The organism is Octadecabacter ascidiaceicola (assembly GCF_900185015.1).
In the GTDB taxonomy this organism is placed as follows: domain Bacteria; phylum Pseudomonadota; class Alphaproteobacteria; order Rhodobacterales; family Rhodobacteraceae; genus Octadecabacter; species Octadecabacter ascidiaceicola.
Genome location: NZ_FXYD01000001.1, coordinates 591,216 through 608,853, shown reverse-complemented (window position 1 = coordinate 608,853; position 17,638 = coordinate 591,216). Strand labels below are relative to the sequence as shown.

Annotated in this window: 19 protein-coding genes and 1 tRNA gene; 10 read left to right on the top strand and 10 right to left on the bottom strand. The window is 56.5% G+C overall.

Going from position 1 to position 17,638, the window contains the following annotated elements; genetic code table 11:
• Window positions 1-16: 16 nt before the first annotated feature.
• From OCA8868_RS02960 to OCA8868_RS02940, 5 genes are read right to left on the bottom strand one after another with little or no spacing between them, the layout of a single operon-like run.
• Entirely contained in the window at window positions 17-616 is a 600-nt protein-coding gene (locus OCA8868_RS02960; RefSeq protein ID WP_093995035.1) for a DedA family protein, read from the bottom strand.
• On the bottom strand, window positions 609-968 hold the full coding sequence (locus tag OCA8868_RS02955) for a hypothetical protein (protein WP_093995034.1): 360 nt from the start codon (window positions 966-968) through the stop codon (window positions 609-611). Before OCA8868_RS02955 ends, OCA8868_RS02960 begins: the two co-directional genes overlap by 8 nt.
• Window positions 965-2,149 (bottom strand): vWA domain-containing protein, encoded by a 1,185-nt coding sequence (locus OCA8868_RS02950; RefSeq protein WP_093995033.1) that lies wholly within the window; start codon window positions 2,147-2,149, stop codon window positions 965-967. The genes OCA8868_RS02955 and OCA8868_RS02950 overlap by 4 nt, the downstream gene beginning before the upstream one ends.
• Window positions 2,149-2,319 carry a hypothetical protein gene (locus OCA8868_RS16585; protein ID WP_179214757.1) on the bottom strand — a complete coding sequence of 57 codons (171 nt, stop codon included), beginning with the start codon at window positions 2,317-2,319 and terminating at the stop codon, window positions 2,149-2,151. Before OCA8868_RS16585 ends, OCA8868_RS02950 begins: the two co-directional genes overlap by 1 nt.
• A 3-nt stretch (window positions 2,320-2,322) precedes the next feature.
• The gene (locus OCA8868_RS02940; protein WP_093995502.1) at window positions 2,323-3,696 is read right to left on the bottom strand and encodes a DUF2927 domain-containing protein; all 1,374 of its coding nucleotides are present in this window, start codon (window positions 3,694-3,696) and stop codon (window positions 2,323-2,325) included.
• Between the two features lie 409 nt (window positions 3,697-4,105).
• Here OCA8868_RS02940 and OCA8868_RS02935 point away from each other — a divergent pair, with 409 nt between their 5' ends.
• A complete protein-coding gene (locus tag OCA8868_RS02935) occupies window positions 4,106-4,912 on the top strand; it encodes a M90 family metallopeptidase (RefSeq protein ID WP_093995032.1) in 807 nt (268 codons plus the stop codon).
• A gap of 7 nt (window positions 4,913-4,919) precedes the next feature.
• Here OCA8868_RS02935 and OCA8868_RS02930 read toward each other — a convergent pair whose 3' ends face one another.
• On the bottom strand, window positions 4,920-5,759 hold the full coding sequence (locus OCA8868_RS02930) for an AAA family ATPase (protein ID WP_093995031.1): 840 nt from the start codon (window positions 5,757-5,759) through the stop codon (window positions 4,920-4,922).
• A 194-nt stretch (window positions 5,760-5,953) separates the two neighbouring features.
• Between OCA8868_RS02930 and dksA the strand changes: the two genes are divergently transcribed.
• Window positions 5,954-6,376, top strand: a complete 423-nt coding sequence (gene dksA / locus OCA8868_RS02925; protein WP_093995030.1) for an RNA polymerase-binding protein DksA — start codon at window positions 5,954-5,956, stop codon at window positions 6,374-6,376.
• Window positions 6,351-7,535, top strand: a complete 1,185-nt coding sequence (locus tag OCA8868_RS02920) for an FAD-dependent monooxygenase (RefSeq protein WP_306456098.1) — start codon at window positions 6,351-6,353, stop codon at window positions 7,533-7,535. Before dksA ends, OCA8868_RS02920 begins: the two co-directional genes overlap by 26 nt.
• A gap of 1 nt (window position 7,536) precedes the next feature.
• Here the strand turns inward: OCA8868_RS02920 and xth are convergent, their stop codons facing one another.
• Both xth and OCA8868_RS02910 read right to left on the bottom strand, forming a co-directional pair.
• Window positions 7,537-8,337, bottom strand: coding sequence for an exodeoxyribonuclease III (gene xth / locus OCA8868_RS02915; RefSeq protein WP_093995029.1), 801 nt, complete (start codon window positions 8,335-8,337; stop codon window positions 7,537-7,539).
• A 112-nt stretch (window positions 8,338-8,449) separates the two neighbouring features.
• Complete coding sequence (locus tag OCA8868_RS02910) at window positions 8,450-8,776, bottom strand: HesB/IscA family protein (RefSeq protein ID WP_179214756.1); 327 nt, start codon at window positions 8,774-8,776, stop codon at window positions 8,450-8,452.
• Between the two features lie 92 nt (window positions 8,777-8,868).
• Here OCA8868_RS02910 and OCA8868_RS02905 point away from each other — a divergent pair, with 92 nt between their 5' ends.
• The 7 genes from OCA8868_RS02905 to OCA8868_RS02870 all read left to right on the top strand — a co-directional run bounded on the left by OCA8868_RS02905 (window position 8,869) and on the right by OCA8868_RS02870 (window position 16,402).
• On the top strand, window positions 8,869-10,005 hold the full coding sequence (locus OCA8868_RS02905; RefSeq protein WP_093995028.1) for a deoxyguanosinetriphosphate triphosphohydrolase: 1,137 nt from the start codon (window positions 8,869-8,871) through the stop codon (window positions 10,003-10,005).
• A 791-nt stretch (window positions 10,006-10,796) separates the two neighbouring features.
• Window positions 10,797-12,533 carry an arginine--tRNA ligase gene (gene argS / locus OCA8868_RS02895; protein ID WP_093995026.1) on the top strand — a complete coding sequence of 579 codons (1,737 nt, stop codon included), beginning with the start codon at window positions 10,797-10,799 and terminating at the stop codon, window positions 12,531-12,533.
• A 70-nt stretch (window positions 12,534-12,603) separates the two neighbouring features.
• Window positions 12,604-13,647 carry an SPOR domain-containing protein gene (locus OCA8868_RS02890; protein ID WP_093995025.1) on the top strand — a complete coding sequence of 348 codons (1,044 nt, stop codon included), beginning with the start codon at window positions 12,604-12,606 and terminating at the stop codon, window positions 13,645-13,647.
• On the top strand, window positions 13,648-14,637 hold the full coding sequence (locus OCA8868_RS02885; protein WP_093995024.1) for a glycoside hydrolase family 3 N-terminal domain-containing protein: 990 nt from the start codon (window positions 13,648-13,650) through the stop codon (window positions 14,635-14,637).
• A 32-nt stretch (window positions 14,638-14,669) separates the two neighbouring features.
• Window positions 14,670-15,449 (top strand): segregation and condensation protein A, encoded by a 780-nt coding sequence (locus OCA8868_RS02880; RefSeq protein WP_093995023.1) that lies wholly within the window; start codon window positions 14,670-14,672, stop codon window positions 15,447-15,449.
• A complete protein-coding gene (gene scpB / locus OCA8868_RS02875; RefSeq protein WP_093995022.1) occupies window positions 15,446-16,108 on the top strand; it encodes an SMC-Scp complex subunit ScpB in 663 nt (220 codons plus the stop codon). Before OCA8868_RS02880 ends, scpB begins: the two co-directional genes overlap by 4 nt.
• 96 nt (window positions 16,109-16,204) lie before the next feature.
• Window positions 16,205-16,402 (top strand): hypothetical protein, encoded by a 198-nt coding sequence (locus tag OCA8868_RS02870; protein ID WP_093995499.1) that lies wholly within the window; start codon window positions 16,205-16,207, stop codon window positions 16,400-16,402.
• Window positions 16,403-16,411: 9 nt separating this feature from the next.
• Here the strand turns inward: OCA8868_RS02870 and OCA8868_RS02865 are convergent, their stop codons facing one another.
• Together OCA8868_RS02865 and OCA8868_RS02860 are read right to left on the bottom strand one after the other, a co-directional pair.
• Window positions 16,412-17,488, bottom strand: coding sequence for a 2'-deoxycytidine 5'-triphosphate deaminase (locus OCA8868_RS02865; protein ID WP_093995021.1), 1,077 nt, complete (start codon window positions 17,486-17,488; stop codon window positions 16,412-16,414).
• Window positions 17,489-17,552: 64 nt separating this feature from the next.
• Window positions 17,553-17,629: transfer RNA gene (locus OCA8868_RS02860), tRNA-Pro, on the bottom strand.
• Window positions 17,630-17,638 lie beyond the last annotated feature (9 nt).

Genomic DNA, 17,638 nt, shown 5'->3' with positions numbered 1-17,638 from the left:
GCGAGGCGGCAAGGCGCTACGGCGTTTGTTTCTTTTTGCTTGCACGGATCAGCCAGTACCCGAGGGCGATTACCGCGACGAGGGCGGTGATGAAGCCGGAGGCGTTGCCGAGCAAGCTGGCGATGCCTGAGATGTTGTCGGCAAAGGTGTGGCCAAGCCCGACATAGAGGCTGACCCAAACGGCTTCGCCCGCCATGCCCCAGAGCGCAAAACGCAGCCAGTCATACCGCGTGATGCCACAGAAGTAGTTCATGTAGGGGCCAAGAGGCGCGACCAGCCAGCAGGAGAAAAACACAGACGAGCCGCCGCGTTTTTCCATGAAGGCTGCGCTGCGGGCGCGAAGCGCGGCGCGTTTGGGATGGCGGGCCAGCCAATCATCCAGCCGTTTGCCAAATTTGCGCGCGATCCAGTAGCCGGAGTTGTCGCCCAAGACCGCGCCGCTAAATGCGCCAAGGCCAACGGCCATCAACGACAAATCCCCAGCCGCCGCAAAGCCACCAGATGCCAGCATCAGCAAGGACGAGGGTATCGGGATCGCGAGGCAACTTAGGAACGTTACAAAGAACACGATGGTTGCGCCGTATTCCACCAGCAGTTCGACGATAAAATCAGTCATTGTTGCGGGCTTCTTTGTCCGCTTCTAAACGTGCGGTTGCGGCGTCGATGCGGGCCTGTAGCTCGGCCAATGTCACGTTGTTTTCCTGCGCGATGGTTTCGAGGGAAACGCGGTGGGGCGGTGCGTCAGGGCCAATGAACAGGGCCTCAAGCACGTATTCACGCGGCAATTTGTAGGAAAGCGCCACATAGCGGGGCGTCATCCAGCCTGCGAGGGGCTGTTCTTGATGGGCGGGGTCCATCCAATAAATCGCAGAGCTTATGGTCTTTCCGCCAAAATAGAATAGCGCGCCGAGCGCGACGACAAACGCCATGAGCGCCAATCGGTTCGTCTGCCAAAGGTGTTTGATCATGTCAGCAGTTTCATACCGCGTGTAATGCCGTCCAGCGTCATAGGGACCATTCGGCCCGGACCAAATATTTGGTCGATCATTTGGATAGATTGTGTGTATCGCCAGTAGCGTTCATCAAGCGGATTAAGCCAAAGATGATTGGGCCACTGATCGCGTGCGCGTTCCAGCCATGTTTGGCCCGCTTCCTGATTGTAGTGCTCATTCGCGCCGCCAACATAGGCGATTTCGTAGGGCGACATGGAAGCATCGCCGACGAAAATACATTTATAATCAGATCCGTAGGTGCGCAGTATCTCCCATGTTGGGGTTTGCGCGTCCCAACGGCGGCGGTTGTCGCGCCACACGCCTTCATACAGGCAGTTGTGGAAATAGAAGTGTTCGAAATGTTTGAATTCGGACTTTGCGGCGCTGAACAATTCCTCAACCAGTTTGATGTGCGGGTCCATGGAACCGCCGATATCGAGGAACAACAGGACCTTCACCGCGTTGCGCCGTTCGGGGCGTGTTTTGACATCCAGATAGCCGTGTTCGGCGGTGGCGCGGATAGTGCCGTTCAGGTCCAGTTCTTCGGCAGAGCCATCACGCGCCCAATTGCGCAGACGTTTCAGCGCGATTTTGATGTTGCGGGTGCCGATTTCGACACTGTCATCGAGATTGCGGAATTCGCGTTTGTCCCAGACTTTAACCGCGCGTTGGTGGCGGGATTCGTTCTGGCCGATGCGCACGCCTTCGGGGTTATACCCATAGGCGCCAAAGGGGGAGGTGCCAGCCGTGCCGACCCATTTGTTGCCCCCTTGGTGGCGGCCCTTTTGTTCCTCAAGCCGTTTCTTGAGGGTCTCCATAAGCTTATCAAAGCCACCCAGCGCTTCAATCTCGGCCTTTTCCTCGGCGCTGAGATGCTTTTCGGCCATTTTCTCAAGCCAATCTTGCGGGATATCCACGGCCTCCATGACGGCCTCAGCTGGAATTGCCTCAAGGCCCTCAAACGAGGCGGCAAAGGCACGATCAAACTTGTCGATGTTGCGCTCGTCCTTGACCATGCAGGTGCGGGCAAGGAAATAGAACGCCTCAATATCATAGGTCACAAGACCCGCGCGCATGCCTTCAAGGAAAGTCAGATACTCGCGCAGGGAGACTGGCACTCCACCTCTTCGAAGCTGGTCGAAGAAGGGTAAAAACATCAGGCGTACATGCGTGTGATGATGATCATGATGAACAGGCCGATCACGCCAAGGATCATGGCGTAGACGGCACCATATTGCGCCATGTCAGCGGTGTTCCCACCCCGGGATTTCGCACGATATGCCCCCAGCAGTGCCCCTAAAACCAGACCGCCGAGTGGAAAAATCATGTGTTAGATCCCTTTGAGTGGATTAAGCGAAGCGATTTCCCGCAAGCGCGCGCGAACATTGGCGTTCGCGCCAAATCCGTACCGCGCCCAGCCTAAAGAGTCCATGCGTACAGCACTCGCTTCGGATGTTCGCCCGGTCATTTCTAACGCTTCCGCTTTGAACATCATCAAGGTCGCGAGAAGGGCTGCGTTTTCATGGGCGGCCGCGATGGGCATGGCGCTGTCTACGAGGTTCAGGACTGCTGCGCCATCTCCTGCTGACAGAGCGAATGCTGCCAGTTGAACAGACACGTGTGCGGCATGCAGGCGGGTTTCAGAAGAGCGGTTATAGATACGCAGGGCTTCGTTGAAGGAGGCGAGCGCGATATCGCTGTCATAGCCGACGTTCAGGCGGCCAAAGGCGTAATGCGCAAATCCGTCACGCGGGCCAGACCAGTTCATCGCGCCAGCAAGGCTGACAGCCTGAAGGGCGGCGCTGCGGCGGCGGTTGGCAGAGGAACCGGCGGTTAGCGCGGTCTCGATATTCTCGATCCAATCGCGCGTCGTGTCATTGCGTGGCCGTGGCATTTGGGTATCGCCTGCAGGGTTGAGGCGGGACAAGATCGGATCAAGGCGCGCCGCTACTTCGCCGCGTGACATGCCGTTGCGCAGAGCAGGGTCGTAGTATGCACGCAAAACCAGCATGTCGAAGGATGTCAGAACAGCGTGGATGTTGTCGTCGTTGAAGACGGAGTCCGATAGACGGTAAAGGTCGTTCAGCGGGCCAAGGGCTTGGGCCAGTTCTTCGTGCAAACAGTCGCGGATTTCTTGGGGTGCGACGTCAGAGGGCACAAAAACAGCGGCACGGTCGCGGCGTTCAAGCGTGGTCCAGTCAACAGTCGGCGTGCGGCGCACGGTTTTAAATTCTTCCCAGGATGACACGCGCGGAACCACAAAACAGGCGGCACGCGGTACGGCAGCGTTCAAAACAGAACGCGGAATTGCTTCGACGGTAATGGATGCGGAACCTGCACCCGTCATAAAGATATCAATGTCAGCCTCATTGCGAAGGCGTCCAAGGAGGGCGCGCAGGTCAGGTGTCAGGCTTGGCGGTACATCGCCGGTGACACGAACTGAGATCGGGGCCTCAAAACGTGTCAGGCGGGCAACAACACGGCCGCTTTCCATGCGGAATGCAAGGTCCATGAAATCCTTGCCGATTTCACGGTTGGACCGTGTCGGCGTGTTAACGCGGCTGCCAGCGAAAGAGCGCATTGGCGGCAAGCTGTCTTGCAAGCCCATTGTACGGGTCGGCAAGGTCGGTGATTGGGGAATAGGGGTACAGGCGGTCATAAACATGACCGAAAGCGCCAGCATGCGACGGAACGTACGGTTCATGTGGTTCCCCACGATCTCGCACGGCCTGACGGGCCGTAAGGATCCATTCCGGAAGGATCAACGCAATCTGCGCTGGCCTTAATAAAGGTCAGTTCTTCGGTCCACACCTGTCGCGCCCGGACATCTTCGGTCCGTGACATGCGGTGCTTTGAGACCGGCATTTTTGCCTTGGTCAACTCTGCTCTCCTTTTAACTCAGTCCTGAACCTGCCAGCGGACTGAGGCCCGAGTGGGTGCGAAATTGGGCAATTCCGCGACGCAACGTCGGACTTCTTATTTAAAGGGGAAAAAAGGGTGGAATAGCGCCATAAATCTGCACACCATGGGCAAATGCTGGCATGGTGTGATTCAAAAGACTCAATAGGTTAGTGCCCATGGCGCGGGCTGCTACTAGATGTAGGTAGAGAAAAATGTGGGCATGGTATTTGCTGCTGGTTCCGATTTTCGGAGTGATTTACCGGGCGTGGTCCAAACGCCGGCGACGCATGCAATTGCTGGTATCAAAACTGTCGGCGCAGGACTGGGCCACTGTCATCGATTGGGTCCCACTGGTTGCGAAACTACCACCAGAGTTGCAGGGGCGCTTGCAGGGCAAGATGAACTTGTTCCTCAGCCAAGTGCGGATTTACGGAAAGAACGGCGTGGTTGTAGATCGCGAAGTGGAATTGTCGCTGTCCGCGCAGGCCTGTTTGCTGATCGTTAATTCGGATGTGTGGTACAATACCCTTCACACGGTTTTACTCTATCCCGGTGCGTTTCATTCAAAACAACAAAGGCAGGACGGCTATTTGGTCACGGAAACCAAAGAAGTGCGCCTTGGAGAAAGCTGGCGACATGGGCCGGTCGTTTTGTCGTGGCCCCATGCGGAACAGGGTGGTGTGAACGACGAGGACGGCCACAACCTTATTCTCCATGAATTCGCGCATCAGCTGGACGCGCTGTCAGGTGACACGAATGGCGTGCCGATTTTGGCGAAAGGGCAAAGCCACCAAGACTGGGAAGCGGCCATCATGCGGGGGTATGAGGCCCATGTTGCGAATGTGGGACGTAATCGAAAGACGGTTCTAGATTCATATGCGGCCACCAATTACGTTGAGTTCCTGGCCGTTTCGATCGAGGTCTTCTTTGAGAAACCCGAGAAGTTCCACGAAGAATACCCCGAGGTCTACAAGCAAATTTCGATTCTGTTGAACCTCGACCCGCTGGCGTGGGGGTAGGCGGTGTTTAACGCCCGCCGCGCGCCATAAACGCCAAACGTTCAAACAAATGCACATCCTGTTCGTTCTTCAACAAAGCACCGTGAAGTTTGGGAAGCGCTGTGGTGCCGTCACTTTTCAGGTCTTCCGCCGTCAGGTCTTCTGCCAACAGCAATTTCAACCAATCCAAAACTTCAGATGTGCTCGGCTTCTTTTTGAGGCCTTGTTGCTCTCGCACATCGTAAAATTGCGTCAGCGCTGCGGTTAGCAATTCGTCTTTGATGCCAGGATGGTGGACCTCAACGATTTTGCGCATCGTGTCGATGTCAGGAAAGCGGATGTAGTGAAAGAAACAACGGCGCAGGAAGGCGTCTGGCAGTTCTTTTTCATTGTTGGATGTGATGATCATGATCGGGCGCTGCTTAGCTTTCACGGTCTGGCCCGTTTCGTAGACGTGAAATTCCATCCGGTCGAGTTCTTGCAATAGATCGTTTGGGAATTCGATATCGGCTTTGTCGATCTCGTCGATCAACAGCACGACGCGGCCTTCGGCCTCAAAGGCCTGCCAAAGCTTGCCGCGTTTGATGTAGTTGGCCACGTCGTTGACCTTTTCGTCACCCAGCTGGCTGTCACGCAGGCGGCTTACGGCGTCATATTCGTAAAGGCCTTGTTGGGCCTTGGTCGTGGACTTGATGTGCCATTCAATCATCGGCAAACCGAGCGCCGCACTCACCTGTCGCGCGAGTTCGGTTTTTCCAGTGCCAGGTTCGCCCTTCACCAGCAACGGACGTTCAAGCGTAACGGCGGCGTTCACCGCAACTGTAAGGTCATCTGTCGCGACGTAAGAATCTGTTCCGGTAAAACGCATAAGTGGCCTGCTTGTCATGAATTTCTTTGAAAATTACGGTATCATTCCACCGCCCAGCTTCAACCCATGAATAGTTGATCTTCTTGGGGGGTGACACTATGCCCGCGAGGGAGTAAAGGAAGCGCAAAGAGGGGGTATCTTTAGTGTCAAACGAGAAAAATCTATCTGCGTCGCCCGCCTCTAAGGAGGCGAAAATGAAGGCAGAAGCATTCTTGCCGGACGACTATGTTCCGGCCGATTCCGAACCATTCATGAACGAAAAGCAGGTGGAATATTTCCGCCGAAAGTTGATGAACTGGCGTAATGAAATCCTAGAAGACAGCCGCGACACGATCGAGGCGATGAAAGATGGCACACGCAACATTCCTGATGTTGCAGACCGCGCGTCTGAGGAAACTGACCGCTCGCTAGAGTTGCGCACGCGCGACCGTGAGCGCAAGCTGGTTGCCAAAATCGATAGCGCCCTGCGTCGTATCGAAGAGGGTGAATTTGGATATTGCAGCGTAACGGGTGATCCGATCAGCCTGAAACGTCTTGATGCACGTCCGATCGCAACCATGAGCCTTGAGGCGCAAGAGCGTCACGAGCGTCGTGAGAAAATTCACCGGAACGACTGATTGGGGTAATTCCTTGCTAAACAGTGATGAGATATTCAGCGGCGGCTCCAACAGGGGCCGCCGCATTTGCGTTGTGGGTGGCGGCATTGGGGGGCTGACGGCGGCGTTGGCCTTTGCCAAGTCCGGCGCCAAGGTGGAACTGCATGAGCAAGCGCCAAAACTTACGGAAGTTGGAGCAGGGCTGCAGATTACCCCGAACGGTGCCCGCGCCCTTGAAGCATTGGGCTTAGGGGACGCGTTGGATGCGGTTGGCGTTACCGCGATGGCTGTTGAGCCAATGGATGCCGTGCGCGGCCAAGCCGTCACGCGGTTTGACCTGACGGGGATGGCGAGGCCGCCGTATCGGTTCTTTCACCGCGCGGATTTGATTGAGGTGCTTGCCGAAGGATGCCGTCAATCAGGCGTTGATATTCGTCTTGGGTCTAAGGTGAATGCGGCGGATATGGATGCGGACCTTGTTGTAGGGGCGGAAGGTATTCATTCGCAAACGCGGGTCGCACTGAATGGTGTGCAAGAACCGTTTTTTACAGGGCAGGTCGCGTGGCGCGCTTTGATCGATGCGCCCGATGCTGACCCCGTGGCACGTATTTGGATGGCACCGGGGCGTCATGTCGTGACCTATCCTGTGTCGGGCGGGCGGCTTAACGTTGTGGCTGTACAAGAACGCCAGCAATGGGCTGCCGAAGGATGGGCGCACCGCGACGAAGCAGGCAATATGCGCCAAGCGTTCCGTAACACGTCCGGCCGATTGAAAGGCATTCTGGGGCAGGTGGATGAGGTTCACCTGTGGGGTTTGTTCCGTCATCCCGTTGCTGAAACATGGGGGCGGGACGGAGTTTGTATTCTCGGGGATGCGGCGCACCCGACGTTGCCGTTCCTTGCGCAAGGAGCAAACCTAGCGATTGAGGATGCGTTCGTGTTGGCACGGTGCTGTAGTGAAGCGCCCGACGTCGCCGCAGCGTTGGGAAGCTATGAAAGCCTACGAATACCCCGTGTCACCCGCGCGATAAACGCGGCGAATGCGAATGCACGCAACTATCACCTTTCAGGTGTTGCGCGAACTGTGGCGCATACTGGCTTGAAAGTAATGGGAAAAGTCGCGCCAAGTGCTTTCATGGGGCGAATGGATTGGCTGTACGGGCATGACGTGACCAAATAGGTCAGGCGTCCAGTTCGACCCAGACAGGCACGTGGTCTGATGGCTTTTCGCGGCCACGAACTTCACTTTCGATCCAACAGTCCTTCAGCAGGTCAGCACATTGATTTGACAGTAAAAAGTGGTCGATGCGGATGCCGTCGTTGCGGTCCCATGCACCGGCTTGATAGTCCCAGAACGAATAATGCCCGGCGCCTTGATGGCAAGCGCGGAAAGCCTCGGTCAGGCCAAGGTTCAACAGGCGGCGAAACGCGGCGCGGCTGTCGGGGCGAAACAGGGCGTCATCTGTCCATGCTTCGGGGCATTTTGCATCTTCTGGTTGCGGAATTATGTTGTAATCTCCGGCCATTAGGAAGGGTTCTTCAAGTATCATGAGCTCTTCGGCGCGGGCCTTTAGGCGTTCCATCCAGCGCAGTTTGTAGTCATATTTCGGGCCCGGTGCGGGGTTGCCGTTGGGCAGGTACAGTCCGCACACGCGTACGGGCTTATCACCGATAACGGTGGCCTCAATGTAGCGGGCTTCGATGTCGTCGACCCCTTCACGGCCCGCGCCCTCGGCGCCGGGTAGACCGCGGCTGATATCTTCGAGCGGGAGTTTGGACAGGATCGCGACGCCGTTGAAACCTTTTTGCCCGTGGGTTTCGACGGTGTAGCCGAGGTTTTCAAAGTGTTCGCGGGGGAAGCCTTCGTCGACGGATTTGATTTCCTGCAACAGTGCGACGTCAGGCTTGGACGTTTCCAGCCACTCGGTCAGAGCGCCGATGCGGGCTTTAACGCCGTTGATGTTGAATGTCGCGATTTTCATGGATCACCCCCGATTTACGTCGTGTTTGTGGACGGGTTTGCGGGCGAAAACAAGCGTGTGGGCTGCATATGGAAACCGTATGGGATCCATATGAGTTTGATATGGGTTCAAATTACATCGAAAAGCTAACGCCACAGCCACATGAACTGCTGGCGTTGGGGTTTTCGATCACGAAACGCGCACCGATGAGTTCTTCGGTGAAGTCGATGGTAGCGTCTGCGAGAAACGGTAATGACACCGTGTCGATGATAACCTTTTCGCCAGACCCTTCGAGGACAAGATCGTCATCTTTGGGGGCGTCGAGATCAATTTCGTATTCAAAACCGGAACAGCCGCCACCCTTAACGCCGATGCGCAAGGCTTTGCCGCTCTCGTTGGCGCCGATTTCGGCGAGGCGTTCGAATGCGCGTGGGGTCACTTTGGGCGGGAGGGTCAACATGATTGCGGCCTTTAGGTTGGGCGTTGGGTTCAATATAGGAAGGGGAGGCAGAGGCGGCAAGGTAGTGTCGCCGGAATATACGAGGGACAGAGATGACGGCAGCATATGCATGCAGTCCGGCGGAAAGCCGTGGGCGGTTGTATTCCGAGGAGGAAAGCGAATTTCGCTCTCCGTTTCAGCGGGACCGTGACCGGATCATCCATGCCAGCGCGTTTCGACGCCTGAAACATAAAACCCAAGTGTTCGTGGAACATGAGGGCGATTACTTCCGCACGCGCCTGACCCATTCCATTGAGGTCGCGCAAGTGGCGCGTACGATTTCGGGTGTGCTGGGTTTGAACGCTGAGCTGACCGAGGCTGTCGCGCTGGCCCATGACCTTGGGCACACGCCGTTTGGTCATACCGGTGAGGATGCGTTGGGCGCGCTGATGCAGCCTTACGGTGGGTTTGACCACAATGCGCAGGCGATCCGGATTGTGACTTCGCTTGAACGCCACTACGCGGACTGGGACGGGCTGAACTTGACGTGGGAGACCTTGGAAGGGATCGCCAAGCACAACGGGCCAGTTGATGTGCCTGTGCCCTATGCGTTGGAGGAATATAATGCGCGGCATGATTTGGAGCTAAGCACCCATGCCAGTGCCGAGGCGCAGGTTGCGGCGCTGTCAGATGATATTGCCTATAATCACCATGACATTCACGACGGGCTGCGCGCTGAGCTGTTTGGTACGGATGATTTGCTGCAATTGCCTATCGTGGGTGATTGTTTTCGTGAGGTTGATGCAAAGTATCCGAACCTAGATACCGACCGGCGCCGCCACGAAGCGCTGCGGCGTTTCTTTGGGGTGCTGGTTGAGGATGTGATTGCCGTGAGCCGCGCAAACCTTGAGGCCCTAACCCCTAAGACCTGCGCGGACATTCGCGGTGCGGGGCGGATGATGGTGCAGTTTTCGCCTGCACTTTGGGCTGACCTTAAGGTGGTGCGTAAGTTCCTGTTTTCACAGATGTATCGCGCGCCAAGCGTTGTGAAAATGCGCACGGAAGTGACCCAAGTTGTCGAAGACCTATTCCCGCTGTTCATGGCCGATCCAAGCCATTTGCCTAAGCAATGGCGCAAGGATGTGGCGGACGCTGACGGAGAAACCGCGCTGGCGCGGATCGTGTCTGATTACATCTCAGGCATGACGGACCGCTTTGCACTGGAAACCCACAAGCGGTTGGCGGGTTAGGCGCGTTTGCGGCGAAAGTCCGCTTCGAGCCCAGAGTCACAGATGCTGCAATCTGCACCGATGTCCGCTATTGGTTCTTTAGGCTTTAGAAGGTTTTGAACGAACATGCTGTCAATTCTCAGAATACTGCGACCCATGGCGATACTAATGGTTTTCAGCGGTTCACGGTTGCTTGCTCAAGGCGAAGGAAATCTGCTTTCATGCTCGGCTCACTTTCAAGCTAGGGCAAACTGGCTTCAGACACATGGTGCTGACCCAGCCGCAGTCGAATTTATGGCGGTCCGTGCAAAAGCGCTTTGGCACAGCGTGCCGCGTGATTGTGGAATGCAAACGGGGTTCGGAAACCAAGATTGTAAGTACGATTCTCGGCGTGTGTCGGTTACCGATATTATTGTCACTTGGGCCAATGATAGACAAATTTACCAGACTTTACCCAACTGTATGGAAGACAGTTTTTGCACCCAGTGCTTGGAAATCACCGATCCATAGCAAATTAGCAATGCTCTCTAGGCTGCAGATCATTTTGCGAGCCACACCGGAACTTCGCATAGTTAGCAGACATTGCAGCAATCGTATCCGATGCCGGCTCTGTCCCGCAGAGCCGACTTTGGTGTGAACCGGAATGCTGGTTTTTCCTGATTTGTGTTTAGGGTATTGATGTACGTCGCGGCTGACTGGTCATTGTGGGAGAGAATGCGCAACCAATCGAGAGGTGCGTTTGCCCCAAGTGGAACGCGCGTTGACGTAGGATGCGTAAGTGCTAAACGGGCAGTTCGCAGAAGGAAAGAACCATGAACCTGTTTGCCGACATACGCGCGCTTGTAATCGACTGTTTGACTGAGCTGACCACCGAAGGGGTTTTGCCCGCTGGGTTGGCCTTTGACAACGTTGCCGTTGAGCCGCCACGAGACGCGAGCCATGGCGATATGGCGACCAATGCGGCGATGGTTCTGGCCAAGCCTGCGAAGGCAAAGCCACGCGATATCGCGGATGCGCTGGCGGCGAAACTTGCGGCAGATGCTCGTATTGTCAGTGCCGAGGTCGCAGGTCCGGGGTTTTTGAACCTGCGCCTGAAGGATGATGTTTGGGCGGGCGTTGTGCGCTCAGCGCTGACGGATGCGACGTTCGGGCGCTCAACCTTGGGTGCGGGCAAAAAGATGAACGTGGAATATGTTTCCGCGAACCCGACAGGGCCGTTGCACGTGGGTCACACGCGTGGGGCCGTGTTTGGCGATGCTTTGGCGTCCCTGCTGGATTACGCGGGCTATGACGTGACGCGGGAATATTACATCAATGATGGCGGCGCGCAGGTCGATGTTTTGGCGCGCTCTGTCTATCTGCGGTATCTTGAGGCCCACGGCCAAGAGGTCACGTTTGAGGACGGAACCTATCCCGGTGATTATCTGATCGCTGCGGGTGAGGCGTTGAAGGCCAAGGTGGGGGATGCCTATGTAGGTGAGGGCGAGGACGTCTGGCTTGAGGATGTGCGCACATTCGGCACGGACGCGATGATGGACATGATCCGCGATGATCTGGCGTCAATCGGCGTGAAGATGGACGTGTTCTATTCCGAAAAATCGCTCTACGGCACGGGCCGGATTGAAGCGGCGATTGCGGATCTTGATGCTAAGGGCCTGATCTACCGCGGCACGCTTGCGCCGCCGAAGGGCAAGCTGCCTGAAGATTGGGAAGCACGGGAACAGACGTTGTTCAAATCCACGGAATTTGGCGATGACGTTGATCGGCCGATCCAGAAGTCTGACGGTGCATGGACCTATTTCGCGCCAGACATCGCGTACCATTTTGATAAGGTTACCAGAGGCTTTGATGAGCTAATTGATGTGTTTGGTGCGGATCACGGCGGCTATGTGAAGCGGATGAAGGCGGCGGTTGCGGCACTGTCTGGCAACAGCGTTCCACTCGATATCAAGCTCACGCAATTGGTGAAACTGTTCAAGAACGGTGAGCCGTTCAAGATGTCCAAACGGGCAGGCACGTTCATCATGCTGCGCGATCTGGTTGAGCAGGTCGGCGCAGATGTGACGCGGTTCCATATGCTGACGCGCAAGAATGACGCGCCGCTTGATTTTGATTTCGACAAAGTCACAGAACAGTCCAAAGACAACCCTGTGTTCTACGTTCAGTACGCGTCTGCGCGGATCCACTCGGTCCTCCGTAAGGCGGCTGAGGCGGGGATTGATACGTCTGATCTGGCGAACGCCGATCTGTCGCTCGCGGCACATGAAGCTGAACTTGCGCTGGCAGCCAAGCTTGCTGAATGGCCGCGTTTGGTTGAGATCGCAGCCAAGGGTCATGAGCCGCACCGCATTGCGTTCTACCTCTATGACCTCGCGTCAGAACTGCACGGGTTGTGGAACCGCGGCAACGACGATACGTCGCTGCGTTTCCTTCAGGAAGACAACATCCCAGCATCACAGGCGAAAATCGCCCTGATCAAGTCCGTAAGCGTTGTAATTTCTCACGGTTTGGGTATCTTGGGCGTAACTCCAGCGGAAGAGATGCGCTAAAGCGCACGTGTCTGGAGCCAAGAGGCGTTAAAATTGGTGGCGGGGTAAACTCGTCCAGTGAGGCAGACACATGGCAGATTTTACAGCAGGCCCTAATGGGGGCGGTGTAGGGATTCCGGCAGGCAAATACGTTAACGTTGCGGCGGCGGCCATTTCGGTGGCGCTGATCGGTGGTGTTGGCATCTGGGGTTACAAGCTTTTGATGCGCGACGTAACAGGTGTTCCGGTTGTTCGGGCGCTTGAGGGTGAGATGCGTGTGGCACCAGAAAATCCCGGTGGCGAGATTGCCAATCATGTCGGGTTGTCAGTGAATTCGGTGCCCGCAATTGGCGGTGCTGCTGAACCTGAGGACCGATTGGTGCTGGCGCCGAGCAATGTGTCCTTGCAAGCAGAAGATTTGGAAGTAACGCCAACTGCGGAAGCGGTTGAGGTTGTGGCTGCAGAGGATGCGCCGCAAGACCGTTTGGGCCAAGCGGTTGAAGCGTCCTTACCGATTGACGAAACACTCGAAGAAGAAAGCGCGGTGGCAACAGAACAAGTGGCCGCACTTGCCACACCTGTTGACCCATCCACGCCTTTGACAGTGGAAGATGTGCTTGCGTTGGCCGACCAGATTGCAGCCGGTGTAGCGCCGATGACCGACCTGTCCGAGGGCGAAACTGCGCCGATTGAAGTGGCGGTGAATGGTGTTGTTGTAAACCCAGATTTGATCCCTGATGCGGTGCCTGGTGTGCGCCGCTCACCACGTCCTGCATCGCGTCCGGCCAACCGTCCGGCGGTGGCGGCAGTGGTGCCAGCAGCGGCGACAACGACCAATGTCGCAACGCCTATTACAGGGCAGGTGACGACAGCGACCCTGCCAGTTGGTACAAAACTGGTTCAGCTTGGCGCGTTTGACAGTGCGGATATTGCAGCAACCGAATGGGTGCGCATGACGGCACGGTTCCCCGATTTCTTTGCAGGAAAAGAACAGGTTATCCAACAGGCGACATCCGGCGGGCGCACGTTCTTTAGGCTTCGTGCGACTGGGTTTGCGGACCTTAGCGATGCGCGACGTTTCTGCGCGGCGATGTCGGCTGAAGGTGCGGCCTGTATTCCGGTTGTGGTGCGTTAAATGAAATTCGGTGCCGCGATCTTTGGGCCAGAAGGCCCCGAGATTACAGATTGGGAACGCGCCTATTTTCGTGAGTATTCGCCGTTCGGGTTTATCCTGTTTGCACGCAATGTTGAAAACCCTGATCAGCTAAAACGCCTGACGGATGATCTGCGCGAAGCGGCAGGACATGACGCGGTTATCACCGTGGACCAAGAAGGCGGGCGTGTGCAGCGCTTGCGATCCCCGCATTGGCGTGAATGGTTGCCACCCCTTGATCAAATGGATACTGCGTCTGATCCGATGCGGGCGATGTGGATACGTTACCGTTTGATTTCCCAAGAACTCCGCGAGGTCGGTATCGATAGCAACTGTGCGCCTTGCGCTGATATCACCGCACGGCTGACGCACCCGTTTCTGCGCAATCGCTGCTATGGTGGTGACGTTGAAACCGTAATGGATGCCAGCCGCATGGTTGCTGATGCGCACTTGCAGGGTGGGGTGCTGCCTATTGTAAAACATATCCCCGGGCACGGGCGTGCGACGGTAGATAGCCACAAAGATTTGCCCACCGTGACGGCCTCCCGTGAAGATCTGGAACGCGAGGATTTTGCGCCGTTCAAGGCGCTAGGTGACATGCCGCTGGGGATGACTGCGCATATTGTCTTTGAAGATATTGATGACAGCGCACCGGCGACGACAAGCCGGATGATGATGGATGTCATTCGAAATGACATTGGTTTCAAGGGCTTGCTGATGACCGATGACATCGGAATGGAGGCGCTATCGGGGGACGTAGCGCAGCGCAGCCGCGCATCTATTGCCGCTGGCTGTGATGTGATTTTGCATTCCAGTGGCAAAGCGGCGGAAATCGTTCAGGTCGGCGAAGCGGCGGGACAGATGACCGACGCAGCACAAGCCCGCGCAGAAGCGGCTCTTGCGATGCGCAAAACGCCTGTGCCCGTTGACATTACCGCCTTGTCAGAGGAATTTGACGACCTACTGAACTAGGCTCCCTGTGTGGGCCTGACTTTAAGGGTTTCATGTCTGACGCGACCATCTTTTCAACCGACGTGAACGAGCGCCTCGCGGCGGAAGCGTTGATCGTTGATGTGGACGGGTTTGAGGGGCCGCTTGACCTGCTGTTAACCCTGTCGCGCACCCAAAAGGTTGATTTAAGACAGATTTCGGTGCTGGCACTGGCCGAACAGTACCTTGCGTTTATTCACAAAGCCCGCGATCTGCGTCTTGAATTGGCGGCGGATTATCTGGTGATGGCGGCGTGGCTGGCGTTTCTGAAGTCCCGCTTGTTGTTGCCCCCTGACCCATCAGAAGAGGGGCCATCGGGTGAAGAACTCGCTGCGCACCTTGCGTTTCAGTTGGAACGACTGGCCGCCATGCGCGATGCGGCGGCGAAATTGATGGCGCGGGATCAGCTGGGGCGTGATTTCTTTGCCCGTGGCATTACTGAGGACGTCACACGTACACGGCGCGTCACCTATACGGCGACGCTGCTGGACTTGATGCAGGGTTATGCCCGCATTCGCACAAAGGACGAGTTCCGCCCCTTCGTGATGGACCGCGAAAAAGTCTTCACGATGGAGGAAGCCTTGGGCCGGATGCGCGGGCTGATCGGGTTCGCTGGAGAGTGGACCGATATCCTGTCCTATCTGCCGGAAGGCTGGGAATTGGACCCCGTTAAGCGGCGATCCGCCACCGCATCGACCTTTGCGGCGTCACTGGAATTGGCCAAAGAAGGCAAAATTGAAATACGTCAGGGCGATATATTCGCGCCCATTCAGATCAGGAACAAAGAGCGATGAGCGAGCAAGCCACAGACGCGCCAGAGAGCGAAGAAAGCCTGTTTGAAGCGCCGCCCATGGGCGAGCAGGAACGCATGGTTGAGGCGATCCTGTTTGCCACAGCGGACCCGTGTACGGTGGCTGAATTGGCGGGCCGGATGCCCCATGGGTGCGATCCTGCTGAGGCGCTGGTGCATCTGCGTAAACGTTATGAAGGGCGCGGCGTGTCTTTGGTGAAGGTTGGCGATGCTTGGGCGTTGCGAACAGCGCCTGATCTTGGATTTCTCATGCAAAAAGAAACGGTTGAGACACGCAAGCTTAGCCGTGCTGCTGTCGAGACCTTGGCGATTGTGGCCTATCATCAGCCCGTCACCCGCGCGGAGATAGAAGAAATTCGCGGCGTGTCCGTCAGCCGCGGCACGATTGATCAGCTTATTGAATTGGAATGGATCCGCTTTGGTCGTCGCCGTATGACGCCAGGCCGTCCGGTGACGTTTGTTGTGACGCAGGACTTCCTTGACCACTTCGGCCTTGAGAACGCGCGCGATCTGCCGGGTCTTAAGGAGTTGCGTTCTGCTGGCTTGTTGGAAAGCCGTCCTGCGCCGCTTCTGGCGGAAGCAGGTGAGGAGGAGGGTGACGAGGACGATACGGATCAGACAGAGATGTTTGACGAAAGTTAAGCGTTTGCCCTCAATTTGCCGGAATTTTCGCAGATACATTGGGAAATAAGCCCGCGATACTATATGGTAGGGCAAACCGAGCAAAGGACGATCCCGATGGAACGCATCTTGAATATGATCATTCGACGCCTTGTGAATAAGGGCGTGAACTCCGGCATCAAAGCCGCGAGCAATCTTGGCAACAAGAACCGCGAGCAGAGCCCCGAGGAGCGTCAATTGAACAAGCAGGGTCAGAACGGGACACGCCAATTGCGCCAAGCAACCCGCATGATGCGCCGCTTCACCAAGTTCTGAGACGCGCCCTTAGGACTTGAAATGTTTGGATAATTTCAGGCCTTGGCCTTGGTAATTTGACTTGATATCTTGGCCATATAGGGCAGCAGGGGTCTGTGACATATGTTCATAGACTAAGCGGCCGACCACTTGCCCATGTTCCAGAACAAACGGTGCTTCGTGGCAACGTACTTCCAACACGCCGCGTGAGCCTGCGCCACCTGCGCTATCCCAACCAAAGCCCGGATCAAAGAAGCCCGCGTAATGGACGCGGAATTCGCCGACCATCGCGATGTAGGGCGCCATTTCAGCGGCACAATCCGGCGGGATGGCAATCGCTTCGCGGCTGACGAGGATATAAAACGCGCCGGGATCGAGGATGATATGCCCGTCTTTGGTGCGCACTTCTTCCCAGTATTCCGCCGGATCATAGGCCGCAATTTGCGACAGATCGATGACGCCCGTATGGGGTTTGGCGCGATAACCGACCAGATCACCGCTGGTCGGCTTTAGATCAACGGAAAACCCCAATCCGTCGGAAATAACCGCTTCGCCGTCCACGATTGGGGTCTTGACGTGCAGCGCCTTGAGGTCTTCGTCATTGATGAAGGTCTTGCCGTTGCGAAAGATGATTTGGTTCAGCATCAGGCCCGGCTGCACGAGGACCGAGAAAGAGCGCGGACAAATTTCGACGTAAAGAGGGCCGGAATACCCTTCGGGCACACGGTCAAACTCAACGCCGTTGTCCGTGATGATGCGCGTCAGCAGGTCGAGGCGTCCTGTCGAGGACTTGGCGCTGGCGGCGGCAGTCATGCCCTTGGGCAGGACTAGGGCCTCCATCAGGGGCACGACGTAGACGCAGTTCTTTTCCAGCACGGCACCACCCTGAAGGTCGATTTCGTGCATGGTGAATTGATCAAGGCGGTCGGCGACAGATTGACCGCGACCCGTCAGAAACGAGGCCCGTACGCGATAGGCGCGGTTGCCAAGGCGCAGATCAAGGGAGGCGGGCTGTACTTGGCCATCCTCAAACGGAATTGTGGCGCTGATCGCCCCGCTTGTAATAAGGGCGCTGATCTGATCGTCTGAAAGAACACCGTTTTTCATTCTAAACCTTTGATCCTAGGTGTAAAAACGCCCACCTGCGCAGGGCGCGGCGGGCGTATTTTAGTGGTCGGGCTAGCAGGACTCGAACCTGCGACCTTCCGTCCCCCAGACGGACGCGCTACCAGGCTGCGCCATAGCCCGACTTGTGGG